16 protein-coding genes are annotated in these 14,106 nt (G+C 63.9%); 10 read left to right on the forward strand and 6 right to left on the reverse strand.

Features of this window, described 5'->3' with window-relative positions; all coding sequences use genetic code 11:
• The first annotated feature begins 169 nt into the window (after positions 1-169).
• From ACS5Q0_RS16620 to ACS5Q0_RS16650, 7 genes are all read left to right on the forward strand, one after another.
• Positions 170-2,014 carry a M3 family oligoendopeptidase gene (locus ACS5Q0_RS16620; RefSeq protein WP_473127765.1) on the forward strand — a complete coding sequence of 615 codons (1,845 nt, stop codon included), beginning with the start codon at positions 170-172 and terminating at the stop codon, positions 2,012-2,014.
• A gap of 88 nt (positions 2,015-2,102) precedes the next feature.
• Positions 2,103-3,470 carry an ABC1 kinase family protein gene (locus ACS5Q0_RS16625; RefSeq protein WP_473127766.1) on the forward strand — a complete coding sequence of 456 codons (1,368 nt, stop codon included), beginning with the start codon at positions 2,103-2,105 and terminating at the stop codon, positions 3,468-3,470.
• Between the two features lie 174 nt (positions 3,471-3,644).
• Positions 3,645-4,862: a glycosyltransferase gene (locus ACS5Q0_RS16630; RefSeq protein WP_473127767.1), complete on the forward strand. Its 1,218-nt coding sequence runs from the start codon at positions 3,645-3,647 to the stop codon at positions 4,860-4,862.
• Positions 4,863-4,973: 111 nt separating this feature from the next.
• A complete protein-coding gene (locus ACS5Q0_RS16635) occupies positions 4,974-5,267 on the forward strand; it encodes an aa3-type cytochrome c oxidase subunit IV (protein WP_473127768.1) in 294 nt (97 codons plus the stop codon).
• Positions 5,268-5,336: 69 nt separating this feature from the next.
• Positions 5,337-6,473: a Re/Si-specific NAD(P)(+) transhydrogenase subunit alpha gene (locus ACS5Q0_RS16640; protein WP_473127769.1), complete on the forward strand. Its 1,137-nt coding sequence runs from the start codon at positions 5,337-5,339 to the stop codon at positions 6,471-6,473.
• Between the two features lie 18 nt (positions 6,474-6,491).
• Complete coding sequence (locus ACS5Q0_RS16645; protein ID WP_473127770.1) at positions 6,492-6,941, forward strand: proton-translocating transhydrogenase family protein; 450 nt, start codon at positions 6,492-6,494, stop codon at positions 6,939-6,941.
• A 4-nt stretch (positions 6,942-6,945) separates the two neighbouring features.
• A complete protein-coding gene (locus ACS5Q0_RS16650; RefSeq protein WP_473127771.1) occupies positions 6,946-8,343 on the forward strand; it encodes an NAD(P)(+) transhydrogenase (Re/Si-specific) subunit beta in 1,398 nt (465 codons plus the stop codon).
• A 73-nt stretch (positions 8,344-8,416) separates the two neighbouring features.
• On the opposite strand, the gene ACS5Q0_RS16655 is transcribed toward ACS5Q0_RS16650, so the two are convergent.
• Positions 8,417-8,752: a low affinity iron permease family protein gene (locus ACS5Q0_RS16655; protein WP_473127772.1), complete on the reverse strand. Its 336-nt coding sequence runs from the start codon at positions 8,750-8,752 to the stop codon at positions 8,417-8,419.
• Positions 8,753-8,993: 241 nt separating this feature from the next.
• Between ACS5Q0_RS16655 and ACS5Q0_RS16660 the strand changes: the two genes are divergently transcribed.
• Both ACS5Q0_RS16660 and ACS5Q0_RS16665 read left to right on the forward strand, forming a co-directional pair.
• Positions 8,994-9,473 (forward strand): GNAT family N-acetyltransferase, encoded by a 480-nt coding sequence (locus ACS5Q0_RS16660; protein ID WP_473127773.1) that lies wholly within the window; start codon positions 8,994-8,996, stop codon positions 9,471-9,473.
• A 65-nt stretch (positions 9,474-9,538) separates the two neighbouring features.
• Positions 9,539-10,003: a hypothetical protein gene (locus ACS5Q0_RS16665; protein ID WP_473127774.1), complete on the forward strand. Its 465-nt coding sequence runs from the start codon at positions 9,539-9,541 to the stop codon at positions 10,001-10,003.
• Positions 10,004-10,158: 155 nt separating this feature from the next.
• Here ACS5Q0_RS16665 and ACS5Q0_RS16670 read toward each other — a convergent pair whose 3' ends face one another.
• From ACS5Q0_RS16670 to ACS5Q0_RS16690, 5 genes are all read right to left on the reverse strand, one after another.
• Entirely contained in the window at positions 10,159-11,025 is an 867-nt protein-coding gene (locus ACS5Q0_RS16670; protein WP_473127775.1) for a tetratricopeptide repeat protein, read from the reverse strand.
• Between the two features lie 390 nt (positions 11,026-11,415).
• On the reverse strand, positions 11,416-11,646 hold the full coding sequence (gene rpsU / locus ACS5Q0_RS16675; RefSeq protein WP_009763401.1) for a 30S ribosomal protein S21: 231 nt from the start codon (positions 11,644-11,646) through the stop codon (positions 11,416-11,418).
• Between the two features lie 168 nt (positions 11,647-11,814).
• Positions 11,815-12,894, reverse strand: coding sequence for a 5-(carboxyamino)imidazole ribonucleotide synthase (locus tag ACS5Q0_RS16680; RefSeq protein ID WP_473127776.1), 1,080 nt, complete (start codon positions 12,892-12,894; stop codon positions 11,815-11,817).
• A 5-nt stretch (positions 12,895-12,899) separates the two neighbouring features.
• Complete coding sequence (purE, locus tag ACS5Q0_RS16685) at positions 12,900-13,391, reverse strand: 5-(carboxyamino)imidazole ribonucleotide mutase (protein ID WP_473127777.1); 492 nt, start codon at positions 13,389-13,391, stop codon at positions 12,900-12,902.
• A gap of 95 nt (positions 13,392-13,486) precedes the next feature.
• The gene (locus ACS5Q0_RS16690) at positions 13,487-13,687 is read right to left on the reverse strand and encodes a YdcH family protein (RefSeq protein ID WP_370438669.1); all 201 of its coding nucleotides are present in this window, start codon (positions 13,685-13,687) and stop codon (positions 13,487-13,489) included.
• A 187-nt stretch (positions 13,688-13,874) separates the two neighbouring features.
• On the opposite strand from ACS5Q0_RS16690, the gene ACS5Q0_RS16695 reads away from it, so the two are divergent.
• Positions 13,875-14,057, forward strand: coding sequence for a YdcH family protein (locus ACS5Q0_RS16695; RefSeq protein ID WP_370439377.1), 183 nt, complete (start codon positions 13,875-13,877; stop codon positions 14,055-14,057).
• The last annotated feature ends 49 nt before the right edge of the window (positions 14,058-14,106 follow it).

The following is a 14,106-nucleotide window of genomic DNA, read 5'->3' on the forward strand; positions in this document are numbered from 1 at the left end:
GAAAAGGACGCGGTCTGAGGGAATCGTTCCGGCGATGCTGGGCAAGAAGGGTAAATCCGGCCTTAACGCCGGGAGCGTTCGGGCGGATCCATATCCCCGTCCTCTGGGTTGATCCGGAAGGCTGGACCGCCAATATGTGGTTCACCTTCTTTCAACCCCGCTTCCAGTCATGTCCCAGAAAGCTTCTTCCGTGCCCCAGACATCTTCTACCGGCGCCGTCCAGGTCGACATCGGCTCGCTCCCAGAGTGGAACCTGTCCCACCTTTATCCGGGCATGGACAGCGAGGCGTTCAAGAGCGACCTCGCCAAGGCTGAGGAGGAGTGCAGGGCCTTCGCAGAGGCTTATCGCGGCAAGCTCGACGCCATGGCGCGTGGCGAGAACGCTCCTCAGGTTCTCACCGACGTGATCAAGCGCTATGAGGCGCTGGAGGATCTTCTCGGCCGCATCATGTCCTATGCGGGCCTGATCTATTCCGGCGACACCACCGATCCGGTCCGTGCGAAGTTCTACGGCGACACGCAGGAGCGCCTCACCACGGCCTCCACCGAGCTTCTGTTCTTCGGCCTCGAACTCAACCGAATCGAAGACGCGGTGCTGGACAATGCCCTGGCGCAGGAGCCGCTCTCGCATTACAAGCCCTGGATCGAGGATCTGCGCAAGGACAAGCCCTACCAGCTCGACGACAAGATCGAGCAGCTCTTCCACGAGAAGTCCGTGACCGGGCGCTCCGCCTGGAACCGCCTGTTCGACGAGACCATCGCGTCCCTGCGCTTCACGGTCCGCGGCGATGAATTGCCCATCGAGCCCACGCTCAACAAGCTCCAGGATCCGGACGAGACCATGCGCAAGGACGCGTCCGACGCCCTTGCCAAGACCTTCAAGGCACATCTTCGGACCTTCACGCTGATCACGAACACCCTCGCCAAGGACAAGGAAATCTCCGACCGCTGGCGCGGCTTCAAGGACGTGGCGGATTCACGCCACCTCGCCAACCGGGTCGAGCGCGAGGTGGTGGATGCGCTGGTCGCTGCCGTCCGCGAGGCCTATCCCCGCCTGTCGCATCGCTATTACGCGCTGAAAGCCAAGTGGTTCGGCAAGGACAAGCTCGACCATTGGGACCGCAATGCGCCGCTGCCGAAGGTCGAGCAGCGCACCATTCCCTGGACCGAGGCGCGCGATACCGTGCTCTCCGCCTATTCCGCGTTCTCGCCGCGCATGGCCGATATCGCGCGCCGCTTCTTCGACGAGGGCTGGATCGATGCGCCGACCCGCCCCGGCAAGGCGCCCGGCGCCTTCGCGCATCCGACCGTTCCGTCGGCCCATCCTTACGTGCTGCTCAACTACCAGGGCAAGCCGCGCGATGTGATGACGCTCGCCCATGAATTGGGCCACGGCGTGCATCAGGTGCTCGCCGCGCCCAACGGTGCGCTGATGGCGCCGACGCCGCTGACGCTGGCGGAAACCGCGAGCGTGTTTGGCGAGATGCTCACCTTCCGCCGTCTGCTCGATCAGACCAAGGATCCGGTGCAGCGCAAGGCCATGCTGGCCGCCAAGGTCGAGGACATGATCAACACGGTGGTGCGCCAAATCGCGTTCTATTCGTTCGAGCGCAAGGTGCACGTGGAGCGCCGCAACGGCGAGCTGACCGCCGAGAATCTCTGTGAACTCTGGATGTCCGTGCAGGACGAATCGCTCGGCCCCGCGATCCGCCTCGGCCCCGGCTACGAGACCTTCTGGACCTATATCCCGCACTTCATCCATTCGCCGTTCTACGTCTACGCCTATGCCTTCGGCGATTGCCTGGTGAACTCGCTCTACGGCATCTACGAGCGCTCGAACGAGGGTTTCGTGGATCGTTACTTCGCGCTGCTCTCGGCGGGCGGCTCCAAGCCTTACACCGAGCTTCTCGCCCCCTTCGGGCTCGATGCCCGCGACCCGTCCTTCTGGCAGATCGGCCTGTCCATGATCGAGCGCCTGATCGGCGAGCTGGAGGCCATGGAAAAGACAGCGTAATGCTTGCTCTGGCGCAATGTGCCGATGAGCGTCCTCGACGAAGAGGCTCATCGGCATATTCGTAACATGATCGGAAAGACCTTCTCCCATGGCTGATCGCGACAACGAAGCGAACCGCTTTTCCGCCCGCGCCGCGCGCTATGCCCGCGTCGGCGCGAATATGGGCGGCGTGGCCGCGCGCATGGCCGGCGCGCGGCTCTTCGGCGGCGACGCCCGCGACGCCTCCAGCGCGGCGGCGCTCGCGCAGGCCTTGGGGGGATTGAAGGGGCCGATCATGAAGGTGGCGCAGCTGCTCGCCACCATTCCCGACCTCATTCCCCCGGAATATGCCGCCGAGCTGCAGAAGCTGCAGAGCGAGGCGCCGCCGATGGGTGCCGCTTTCGTCAAGCGGCGCATGCAGGCGGAGCTGGGGCCGCAATGGCAGGGCCGTTTCGGCTCCTTCGACCTCAATCCTTCCGCTGCGGCGTCCCTGGGCCAGGTTCACCGGGCCACCACGAAGGACGGCGAGAAGCTCGCCTGCAAGCTGCAATATCCCGACATGCAGTCGGCCGTCGAAGCCGACCTGAAGCAGCTCGAACTCGTCTTCGCCCTGCACCGGCGCATGGACCCCGCCATCGACACCCGCGAGATCGCCAAGGAGATCGGCGAGCGGGTGCGCGAGGAGCTCGATTACGAGCGCGAGGCCAAGCACGCGTCCCTCTATGCCGAGACTCTGGCGGACGTCGAGGACGTGCGCGTGCCGAAGGTGCATCCCGAGCTCTCCACGAAACGGCTCCTGTCGCTGCAATGGCTGGAAGGCGAGAAGATCCTGCAGTTCACGGAGAGTCCGGTCGAGATCCGCAACCGGCTGGCGATCGCCATGTTCAAGGCCTGGTGGCACCCCTTCAGCCATGCCGCCGTCATCCATGGCGATCCGCACCTGGGCAATTACACGGTGTTCTCCGAAGACGGCGAGGCGAGGGGAATCAACCTTCTCGATTACGGTTGCGTCCGCATTTTCCACCCACGTTTCGTCGGCGGCGTGGTCGACCTCTACCGGGGCCTCCAGACGGACGACCGCGCCAGGATCGTCCATGCCTACGAGACCTGGGGCTTCCGGGATCTCTCGAACGAACTGATCGACATCCTCAACATCTGGGCGCGCTTCATCTACGCTCCCCTGCTCGACGACCGGGTCCGCACGGTCGCGGACGGGGTGAAGCCCGGAGAATACGGCCGCCGGCAGGCTTTCGAGGTGCACAAGGCCCTGAAGGAGAAGGGGCCCGTGACGGTGCCGCGCGAATTCGTCTTCATGGACCGGGCCGCGGTGGGGCTCGGCGCCGTCTTCCTGCACCTCAAGGCCGAGCTGAACTATCACCGGCTCTTCGAGACCGAGATCGAGCGATTCTCGCTGGATGGCTTGGCACGGCGCCAGACCGAGGTTCTGACTGCTGCCGGTCTGCCGCTTCCCGTGTAATGAGGTTGCGTTTCCCGCGGGCAGGCCTTACAGGCCTTATCCAAGCGCATCGTGCGGAAAAGTGGATCCGGTTTTCCGCGCCCCACGATGCGCTCGTCCAGGAATGGGGCATCGGATGGATCCCAAAAGTGGATTCCACTTTTGGGTCCGATGCTCCAGCGTGAGGGGCAGCCCATGAAGATCGTCTTCGTTCACCAGAACTTTCCAGGCCAGTTTCTGCGTCTGTCTCAGAGCTTCGTGGCCGAGGGACACGAGGTGGTTGCGCTGGGCATGGTGAAGCAATGCCATCTGCCGGGCGTGAAATATTACCGCTACGACCCTGTGCCGGGGCCCGAGGATCCGCAGCACGAAGCACGGTTCTCCCCGATCATCCCCCGCCTGCGGCGGGCCTACGGCGTGGCGCACAAGGCGCGGGAGCTCGCCCGCCAGGGCTTCGAGCCCGATGTGGTGGTGGTCAATACCGGCTGGGGCGAGAACCTGTTCCTGAAGGACGTATGGCCCAAGGCCAGGCATGTGGCCTATTTCGAGTATTACTACCGCGCCAAGGGCCAGGACCTCGATTTCGACCCGGAATTCCCCGTCACCAACGAGGAGGTGATCTGGCGCCTGCGCCTGAAGAACTCCATGCAGCTCGGCGCGCTCGACGCCGCCGACGCGGCCGTCGCGCCGACCCGGTACCAGCGGGACACCTTTCCGGCCTACCTGCATGATCAGATCGCCATCATCCACGACGGCATCGATACGAAGAGGCTCGTGCCGGACCCGGGGGTCGGGATCCAGATCGGCAAGGACGGGCCGAAGCTGACACGCCAGAAGCCGGTGGTTACCTATGTGACCCGCAATATCGAGCCGATGCGCGGGGCCCATATCGTCTTCAAGAGCCTGCCTGACCTGCTCGACATCGACCCGGATCTCCAGGTCGTCGTCATCGGCGGCAAGGGCAACAGCTATTCGGGGTCGGCCCCCGGAGGGCTCTCCTGGTACGAGCATTTCAAGTCCAAGATCGATCGCCCGGTGGACTGGTCGCGGGTCCATCTGGTCGGGAACCTGCCCTACGACCAGTTCGTGAGGGTGCTCCAGGTCTCCTCCGCCCATGTCTACATGACGTATCCCTTCGTCCTGTCCTGGTCTTCCATCGAGGCCATGGCCCTCGAATGCCGGATCGTCGCCTCGGATACGGAGCCGGTTCGCGAGATCGTCACGGACGGGGTGAACGGGCGTCTTTTTCCCTTTTTCGACCACAAGGCCCTGGCGGAGCGGGTGCGGGAAACCTTGGCCGAAAAGGAAAAATCCGCCACCATGGCGATGGAGGCGCGCCGGATCGCGGTGGAGCGCTATGACTATGAGACTGTCTGCCTACCCCAATGGCGTGAATTCCTGGGGATAAAATAACGGTCCTGTGCGTTCATAAAGTTTCCCCGGAGTTGCTTGGAAAGATTGCGGCTCCTCACCGCATGCGTTAAACGCAGCAATTAACAACCGATGCTAATAGGGCGTTGAATCATGGCCGATACAAAACATGCGCCGCATGGGGGTTATAGTCCGGATATGGACGGCCCTACCCATGAGGTGACCTACAGTGGGTTCGTGCGGTTTGCCGAGATCGCGACCGCCGTCATCATCTGTCACGTGCTGGCTCTGGCGGTCGGCGGCATCAAGCATGCGTGGCTGACAGCGATTTTCGGCGTGATCCTATCGCTTGCGTCCGGCGCGATCGGGGCCATAGCCCCATCGATCGGGGTCCGCGCCCCGGCGGCCGTGGGTGTGCTGCTGTTGCTTGCACTCATCTTCTACTGACATTCTAAGGACTATGAGGCCCTGTTTCAGGGCCTTTTCTTTGTCTTGATCGATCGCAGGGGGGCTACGATGCGAATCACCGTTCTTTCCGAGGCTGATGGAGCGGAGACCCGCGTCGCCGCGACCCCTGAGACGGTCAAGAAATACAAGGCTCTGGGTGCCGAGGTGGTCGTCCAGGCCGGAGCCGGCGCCAAGGCCGGCATTCCCGATGCGGAGTTCGAGGCGGCCGGAGCCGTGATCGCGCCTTCCCGCGAGGAGGCCCTGCGGGATGCCGATGTCGTCCTGAAAGTGCGCCGTCCGGCCGAAGGCGAGCTCGCCGGCGTGAAGCCCGGCGCTCTCGTCATCGCCATCATGGACCCTTACGGCCAGGATGCGGCGCTCAAGGGCCTGGCGGAGGCCAAGGTCGCTGCCTTCGCCATGGAGCTGATGCCGCGCATCACCCGCGCGCAGGTCATGGACGTGCTGTCCTCCCAGGCCAATCTCGCCGGCTACCGCGCCGTCATCGATGCCACCGCCGAATACGGCCGCGCCATGCCGATGATGATGACGGCGGCCGGCACTGTGCCGGCGGCCCGCGTTTTCGTCATGGGCGCGGGCGTGGCGGGCCTCCAGGCCATCGCCACGGCTCGACGCCTCGGCGCGGTGGTGACCGCCACCGACGTGCGCCCGGCTGCCAAGGAGCAGGTGGAAAGCCTGGGCGCCAAGTTCATCGCGGTGGAGGACGAAGAGTTCAAGCAGGCAGAGACCGCCGGCGGCTACGCCAAGGAGATGTCGGCCGATTACCGCGAGAAGCAGGCGGCCTTGGTGGCCTCCCACATCGCCAAGCAGGACATCGTCATCACCACGGCACTCATCCCGGGCCGTCCCGCGCCCAAGCTCGTTACCCGCGCCATGGTCGAATCCATGAAGCCCGGCTCCGTGATCGTCGATCTCGCGGTCGAGCGCGGCGGCAATTGCGAACTGTCGAAGCCCGGCAAGGTGACGACCCACCAGGGCGTGAAGATCGTCGGCCATCTGAACATGCCCGGGCGTCTCGCGGCCACGGCCTCCAGCCTTTACGCCAAGAACCTCTACGCCTTCGTCGAGACGCTCGTCGATAAGGAGAGCAAGGCGCTGTCCGTGAAATGGGACGACGACCTCGTGAAGGCCACCTGCCTGACCCGGAACGGCGCGGTGGTTCACCCCGCCTTCCAGCCCGCAGCTTAGAACTCCAAGGGGGATCTCATGGCGACTCTCACGCCCGAACAGGCCGTCGAGCAGGCCCGCGCAGCGGCCGAAACGGCCCAGCGCGCCGCCGAGCAGGCGCAAATCCTGGCCGATCAGGTGGCAGCCGCCGCAGGCGCGGCCGTCTCCACGGTCACTCACGGCGCGGTGGACCCCACCGTGTTCCGTCTGGCCATCTTCGTGCTGGCGATCTTCGTCGGCTATTACGTGGTCTGGCAGGTCACGCCCGCGCTGCACACGCCGCTCATGTCGGTGACGAACGCGATCTCCTCGGTGATCGTGGTCGGCGCGCTGCTGGCGGTGGGCGTCAACGTGGCCGACAGCCTGGGCGACGGACCGATCTGGGCGCGGGCCCTCGGCTTCATCGGCCTCGTTCTCGCCAGCATCAACATTTTCGGCGGCTTCCTGGTGACCCAGCGCATGCTCGCCATGTACCGCAAGAAGGGTTGAGGCCATGTCGGCGAACCTTGCCTCGCTCCTCTATCTCGTCTCCGGCGTCCTGTTCATTCTGGCGCTGCGCGGCCTGTCCCATCCCACCACCTCCCGCCAGGGCAACCTCTTCGGCATGGTGGGCATGGGCATTGCCATCCTCACCACGCTGATGGTGTCCCCGCCGACCGGCTTCGGCGGCTGGTTCCTGGCCTTCTGGGGCCTCGTGATCGGCGGCGCCATCGGCGCCGTCGTGGCGCGGCGCGTGCCCATGACGGCGATGCCGCAGCTCGTCGCCGCCTTCCACTCGCTCGTCGGCCTCGCCGCCGTGCTGGTGGCGGCGGGCGCGCTCTATGCGCCGCAGGCTTTCGGCATCGGCACGCCCGGTACGATCCATGGGGGCTCGCTCTTCGAGATGGGCCTTGGCGTCGCGATCGGCGCGATCACCTTCACGGGATCGGTGATCGCGTTCCTGAAGCTCGACGGACGCATGTCCGGCAAGCCGATCCTGCTGCCGAGCCGCCACCTCATCAACATCGTGCTCGGCGGTCTGCTGCTGACGCTGCTCGTGCTCTTCATCCGCACCGAGAGCCACACGCTGTTCTGGCTCATCGTGCTGGTGTCCTTCGTACTGGGCGTGACGCTGATCATCCCGATCGGGGGCGCGGACATGCCCGTCGTGGTGTCGATGCTCAACTCCTATTCCGGCTGGGCGGCGGCCGGCATCGGCTTCACCCTCGGCAACCTCGCGCTCATCATCACGGGTGCGCTGGTGGGCTCGTCGGGCGCGATCCTGTCCTACATCATGTGCAAGGGCATGAACCGCTCCTTCATCTCCGTCATCCTCGGCGGCTTCGGCGGCGAGACATCCGCCGCCGCCGGTGGCGCAGTCGAGACGCGGCCCGTGAAGCAGGGCTCGGCGGACGATGCGGCCTTCATCATGAAGAACGCGTCGAAGGTCATCATCGTGCCGGGCTACGGCATGGCGGTGGCGCAGGCGCAGCATGCGCTGCGCGAGATGGCGGACGAGCTGAAGGCCGAGGGCGTCGAGGTGAAATACGCCATTCACCCCGTGGCGGGCCGCATGCCGGGCCATATGAATGTGCTCCTGGCGGAAGCCAACGTGCCCTACGACGAGGTCTTCGAGCTTGAGGACATCAACGGCGAATTCGCGCAGGCCGATGTGGCCTTCGTGATCGGTGCGAACGACGTGACGAACCCGGCGGCCAAGACCGATCCGGCCTCGCCGATCTTCGGCATGCCGATCCTCGACGTGGAAAAGGCCAAGACGGTGCTGTTCATCAAGCGCGGCATGGGCTCAGGGTATGCGGGCGTGGAGAACGAGCTGTTCTTCCGCGACAACACCATGATGCTCTTCGGCGACGCCAAGAAGGTCGTCGACGAGATCCTGAAAAGCCTCTGATTTTTTCCATAAGCTCCAAAGAAAATGCCCGGTCCGAAGCCGGGCATTTTCATTTTCGGATGATCAGGGTTTCCTACGCCGCCTCCTTGAAGCCGACCTGCTCCTGCCGCAGGCTGCGGATCTCGTGCAGCAGCTCACGGTTCGTATGTTCCATTTCACGCAGGCGCTCCTCCATCTCGTCGATGGTGCGGTTGCCCGTGTTCTGGAGCAGGAACACCATGAGGAAGGTGCAGATCGTGGTGCCCGTGTTGATCACCAGTTGCCACGTATCCGAGAACTGGAAAACGGGACCGGTGACGGCCCATACGAATACGAACAGGCAGGCGGTCATAAAGGCATAGGGATGGCCGAGATTGTCGGAGATCCACTCGGCGAGGAGCTCGAAACGGTTCGTGATGAATTTTTTCATGATGCTCTCCTTGCGACCAGCCGCCAAAGGCCCGGTCACAGGAGGCTCAAGCGATCAGCCTACTGTGCGCGCCCTCGACGGCATGGTCTTTCGACTGTCGCTGGACATGGGGGTATGCTTCCATTGATGCACAGGCCTCATTCGGCCTGCAGACTTCCTATGGGCTTCCGAGACTGACATTTCAAGTCTCAAAGGGCATAACCCGCATCACGATCTGTTTGTTCAATTTCGGATTCCATCGATGTCCTCCGTCCACCTCCGCACCGCCTTACCCCATGATCGCGACACGGTCGTCGAGCTGATCCACCAGCTCAACGTGTTCGAAGCCGATCTCGTGGGCGACCGGCGACGGGACTATGATGGAGCCAGTGCCTATTACGACGAGCTCATGATGCGGCTCTCGCGCCGCAACGGCCGGATCATCCTGGCCGAAGAGGGCGGTTTCGTCGTGGGCGCCATGGGCTTTTCCCTCGATCAGGACGCCGCCTATGTGGCGGGCGAGGTCCGCAACCACGGCACGGTGACGGACCTCATCGTCCATGTGGAATGGCGCGGGAAGGGGATCGGGCAGATGCTCCTGAACGAGGCGGAGCGCCTCACCCGGGAGGCGGGCCTGAAACGCCTCATGATCGGCGCGCTTGTCGCCAACGAACGCGCGGTTCGCACCTACAGCCGGTTCGGCTTCGAGCCTTATGTGGCGTTCCTGAAGAAGGAACTCTGAGGAGCGAGGTTGCTTCCAAAGTTAGATGTTATTATGTAGCAATTGACTTTGACCGAGGAGCTTCCGTGAAACTCTCCCTTCGTCTGTTCTCTCCCTTCGTACCCGTGATCGCGATTCTGCTCTCGGGAGGCGCCTCTGCCCAGCCGGGCATGGCTGCCAAGCAAAGCATCTACGATCCGGGGCGCTACATCACGGAGAAGCGGATCAAGGAGGTGCATGAGGCCTTCCAGCATCTCGTGCGTCCCGAGAAGTCGCCCCTATCGATGCTCGATGCGCGTGAGATCGTGACCGTCGGCACCTTCTCGGCCATGGCGCAAAGCTGCGGGCTTCCTTGGGAGGAGCAGATCTTTCTGCCGATGATGGCCCGTTATCGCCACGGGCGAAAATGGAATGAGCAGTACATGAAGTTCGTGGGCATCCTGCACGGAGTCCAACAAGGGACTGTCCTGAAGGCGCTGCCGACGGGCGCTTGCACCCCGGAGATCCGGGAATTTCTGACGGAACATCTCGGGCTTCAAGTTCTCCAATAAAGGGAGCCGGCCCGGTCTGCCGGACAGCCGAGAGGGGACCTCTACATGCAGAAGAAGCGCATGCAGGTCCACATGCGCTTCCAGAAATTCCTCGATGTCGGCGATGCTTCGCAAGGAGGGGGCGGGTGTCATGGCCCCGCGCCCTTCGTGCCTGATCAGCCGCGGAACAGGCCCGCCACGCCGCCCTGGAGGCGCGAGCTGCCCTGGCGGGCGGTCGCGTTGGAGCTGTCGATGCCGAGCGCGCGCTGATAGCTCTCGATCGCCTGCTGGCGGTCGCCCTTGCGCTCGAGCGCCACGCCGCGCCAGGCCCAGGAATCGGCGTCCTTGGGGTTGACGTTGAGTGCCGCGTTGAAATCCTCGATGGCCTTGTCGAACTGGTTCGTCGCCACATAGCTCTGGCCGCGGGCCGCATAGGGTGCCGCGACGAAGGGATTGCGGTCGATGGTGGCGTCGAAGTCCAGGATCGCCTGCGGGTGCATGCCCTGGCGCTGATAGAGCAGACCGCGCGAATGGAGCGCCTCCGCCGATTCGGGCAGCAGGCGGGTGGCCATGTTGAGGTCGTTCAGGGCCTCCTGGTAATGGCCCTGGACGCGCAGCAGGTTGGCGCGGCCGATATAGGCCGGGCCGTAATTCGGGTCGGCCTGGATCGAGCGGCTGAAATCCGAGAGAGCCTGATCGTTCCGGTTCGTCTGGCGCAGGGCCAGGGCGCGGTTCGTGTAGGCCGGGGCGTAGTTGGGATCGATCTGGATCGCCTTCGAGAAGTCGGCCATGGCATCGCTGTAGCGGCCGACGCGGGCATAGGCCGCCCCGCGGGTGTTATAGGCGCTGGGATCGTTCGGGTTGCGCTGGATGACATCGGACAGGGACGCGATGTTCACTTGGCTCGTGCCCTGCGTGTCCTCTTCCACCACGGCGATGCGCTGGGTCGGGGCGCCGCCTCCGATCGTGCTGCAGGCAGCAAGGCTCAAGGCGGTCAGGGCCAGGCTCACGGGCGCGAAATGGCGAAGCGATGGGGCGATCACCTTTGTCTCCAACTTACTTCTCAACATCGTCGAGGGGCGGTTTAGCGGATAAACCTTAACAGCCGTGAAACACGGCAACAGAAAGGCGGGGCCAAGGAAAAAAGTCTGATCCCGGTCAGTGGCTTGGTTCAAAATGCCGCTGAAGGGGCGGGACTCGGACGGGAATCCGCGTCGGAGGCGGGGCCGGAGCCTGGGTCCTGGAAAGGCCGGATCCCTGCAACATCGGACCTGAATTCGGATACAGGCCTATTTCGTAAAGGTTTGAAAGGCCGCACCTTTTCGCGGATGCGCGAGGGAGACTGTTCCAGATATGCAAACAGCGCCCCTGCTGACGCAGAGGGCGCTGATTCACAATCGACGGGCTAGCCTCAAAAGGCCGGCGTATAGATCTTAGCGAGTGGGGCGCGGCTTCGAAGGCAGAAGGCCTTCGCGCTGCATGCGCTTGCGGATGAGCTTGCGGGCGCGGCGGACAGCCTCCGCCTTTTCGCGGGCCTTCTTCTCAGACGGCTTCTCGTAGTGACCGCGGAGCTTCATCTCGCGGAAGATGCCCTCACGCTGCATCTTCTTCTTGAGAGCGCGGAGCGCCTGATCGACGTTGTTATCCCGGACAAGAACCTGCACGCGAATTCCTCGTGTTTTGAGCCGTTTCGATTGTGTAAAAGAAAACGAGGCGCGCTATGCGCACCTCTATTGGCTGGCGTCGATAGCAGAAGAAGCCTTGCCTGTCCAGGGTTGCTTCCGACAAAAAGCGCCGAACCAGGGTGATAACGCCGGGCATTTCGGAAGGTTTCAGGCCCTTTCCGGGAAAACGCGGGTCACATGGCCCATCTTGCGACCGGGCCGGGCCTCGGCCTTGCCGTAGAGGTGCAGATGAGCGCCGGGCTCGGCAAGAAGGCTCTCCCACTCATCGGCGTCGTGACCGATGAGATTCTTCATTTCCACCCGCCCGAGGCGGGAAGCCGCTCCCAAGGGCCAGCCGCAGACGGCCCGGATATGCTGCTCGAACTGCGACGTCATGGCTCCGCCCAGGGTCCAATGGCCGGAATTGTGCACCCGGGGGGCGATCTCGTTCACCACCAGGCGTTCCTGCCCGTTCTCGGTGACCAGGAACAGCTCCACCGCGAGCACGCCCACGTAATCCAGCGCGTCGGCGATGGTCTTGGCGATCCGCATGGCCTCGGCCTCGGTTGCGTCCGAGACATTCGCTGGAACCCGTGTGACGTCCAGGATGTGGTGCCGGTGCTCGTTGGCGCAGAGGTCATAGGCGGCGAAGGCCCCCGCGGCGGTGCGGGCGGCGACCACGGACACTTCCCGCTCGAAGGGCACGAAGCCCTCGAGGATGGAGGGGGCGTGGCCCAGCTCGTCCCAGGCGGCGGCCGGATCCGACTCGGGCCGGATCATCACCTGGCCCTTGCCGTCGTAGCCGAAACGGCGGGTCTTGAGCACGGCGGGGCGGCCGAGCCGGTCGACGGCCTCGGTCAATTCCGCCACGTTCGAAAACGCCGCGAACGGAGCGACCGGGATGCCGAGGCCGGCAATGAAGGTTTTTTCCAGGAAGCGGTCCTGCGACACGGCGAGCGCCTGGGCGTTGGGTGCGAGCAACGTGTGGGCGCTCAACGTGGCGGCGGTCTCGCTCGGCACGTTCTCGAATTCGTAGGTGACCACGTCCACGGCCTTGGCGAAGCGCACCAGGGCCGCCTCGTCCTCGTACGCCGCGACGGTGACCTCGGCCGCCACGTCGAAGGCCGGGCTGTTTTCTTCCGGGGCGTAGATATGGGCCTTCAGGCCGAGCTGCGCCGCGGCGATCGCCATCATGCGGCCGAGCTGCCCGCCTCCGAGGATACCGATGGTGCAGCCGGGACGGATCATGGATCTTAGCTTTCGTCGGAGGGGCGCTCGGCCACGCTGTCGCTCTGGCGCTTGCGCCAGGCGTCGAGCCGTTCCGCCAGGGAGGGATCGTGCAGAGCGAGCACGGCGGCGGAGAGGAGCGCCGCATTCACGGCGCCGGCCTTGCCGATGGCGAGGGTGCCCACCGGGATTCCGGCAGGCATCTGCACGATGGAGAGGAGGCTGTCCTGGCCCGAGAGCGCCTTCGATTCCACCGGAACGCCGAAGACGGGGAGGGGGGTCATGGCGGCGGTCATGCCGGGAAGATGCGCCGCGCCGCCCGCTCCCGCGATGATGACCTGGAATCCCTCCGCCTTGGCGCCCTTGGCGAAGGCGACCAGTCGCTCCGGGGTTCGGTGGGCCGAGACGATGCGGGCGTCATAGGCGATGCCGAGCGCGTCGAGGGTCTCGGCGGCATGGCGCATGGTCGCCCAATCCGATTGACTGCCCATGATGATGGCAACGGGGACGCTCGCCATGATGTTCTCCGGCTTCGAAGGCCCAGGGATTTCAGCCGGACATAACGAAGGCGTCGTCGGCAGGCAAGGCGATGATGCCGAAAACGCGGCCTTTTTCAGGCGATGATGTCGGGCGTGAGCTGGTCTTCCAGCTGGATGATCTGATCCTTCAAGGCGAGTTTCCGCTTCTTGAGCCGCTGAACCTGGAGCTGATCGCCGGCAATCATGCTCTCGAGAGCGTCGATTGCCATGTCGAGATCGCGGTGCTCCTGCTTCAGGCGGGCCAATTCCGCTTCCAGTTCAGCCAATTCGGTCATTGAAAATCGATCCAAATGTCCGTTCCCCAACGGGATCGGGCGATTAGGCGGAATTATGCGCTCTAGCCTCCCGAAGGGCAAGCCGACGGCATCATCTTCTACTCTCGATTTTGGGATTTTTGCCTTCGACTCGCCACAGTGTGTCTGGCAAAATATGCCTGTCAGTAATCAGACAGGAGGAACTGACATGCCGCTACAGAATCATCTGACGGAGCTCGAACGGAAGCACCGGGCTCTTGAGCGCGAGATCCAGGATGCTCTCAACAGACCGGCCCTGGACGATATGAGACTCGCGGAACTGAAGCGGAAGAAACTCCAACTGAAGGATGAGATTACCCGGCTGAGAAGCTCAGATACGGCGGTGCATTAAAGGTCTTCCTTAACATTCCCACCGAAAGCCGTCGCTTCCTTTCAGGAGC

It is taken from the genome of Microvirga sp. HS2, from assembly GCF_055792805.1.

Bases quoted from the DNA above. Each gene is read 5' to 3' on its own strand.
- ACS5Q0_RS16620 (WP_473127765.1), top strand. From the start codon at position 170: ATGTCCCAGAAAGCTTCTTCCGTGCCCCAGACATCTTCTACCGGCGCC.
- ACS5Q0_RS16625 (WP_473127766.1), top strand. From the start codon at position 2,103: ATGGCTGATCGCGACAACGAAGCGAACCGCTTTTCCGCCCGCGCCGCG.
- ACS5Q0_RS16630 (WP_473127767.1), top strand. From the start codon at position 3,645: ATGAAGATCGTCTTCGTTCACCAGAACTTTCCAGGCCAGTTTCTGCGT.
- ACS5Q0_RS16635 (WP_473127768.1), top strand. From the start codon at position 4,974: ATGGCCGATACAAAACATGCGCCGCATGGGGGTTATAGTCCGGATATG.
- ACS5Q0_RS16640 (WP_473127769.1), top strand. From the start codon at position 5,337: ATGCGAATCACCGTTCTTTCCGAGGCTGATGGAGCGGAGACCCGCGTC.
- ACS5Q0_RS16645 (WP_473127770.1), top strand. From the start codon at position 6,492: ATGGCGACTCTCACGCCCGAACAGGCCGTCGAGCAGGCCCGCGCAGCG.
- ACS5Q0_RS16650 (WP_473127771.1), top strand. From the start codon at position 6,946: ATGTCGGCGAACCTTGCCTCGCTCCTCTATCTCGTCTCCGGCGTCCTG.
- ACS5Q0_RS16655 (WP_473127772.1), bottom strand. From the start codon at position 8,752: ATGAAAAAATTCATCACGAACCGTTTCGAGCTCCTCGCCGAGTGGATC.
- ACS5Q0_RS16660 (WP_473127773.1), top strand. From the start codon at position 8,994: ATGTCCTCCGTCCACCTCCGCACCGCCTTACCCCATGATCGCGACACG.
- ACS5Q0_RS16680 (WP_473127776.1), bottom strand. From the start codon at position 12,894: ATGATCCGTCCCGGCTGCACCATCGGTATCCTCGGAGGCGGGCAGCTC.
- purE (WP_473127777.1), bottom strand. From the start codon at position 13,391: ATGGCGAGCGTCCCCGTTGCCATCATCATGGGCAGTCAATCGGATTGG.
- ACS5Q0_RS16690 (WP_370438669.1), bottom strand. From the start codon at position 13,687: ATGACCGAATTGGCTGAACTGGAAGCGGAATTGGCCCGCCTGAAGCAG.
- ACS5Q0_RS16695 (WP_370439377.1), top strand. From the start codon at position 13,875: ATGCCGCTACAGAATCATCTGACGGAGCTCGAACGGAAGCACCGGGCT.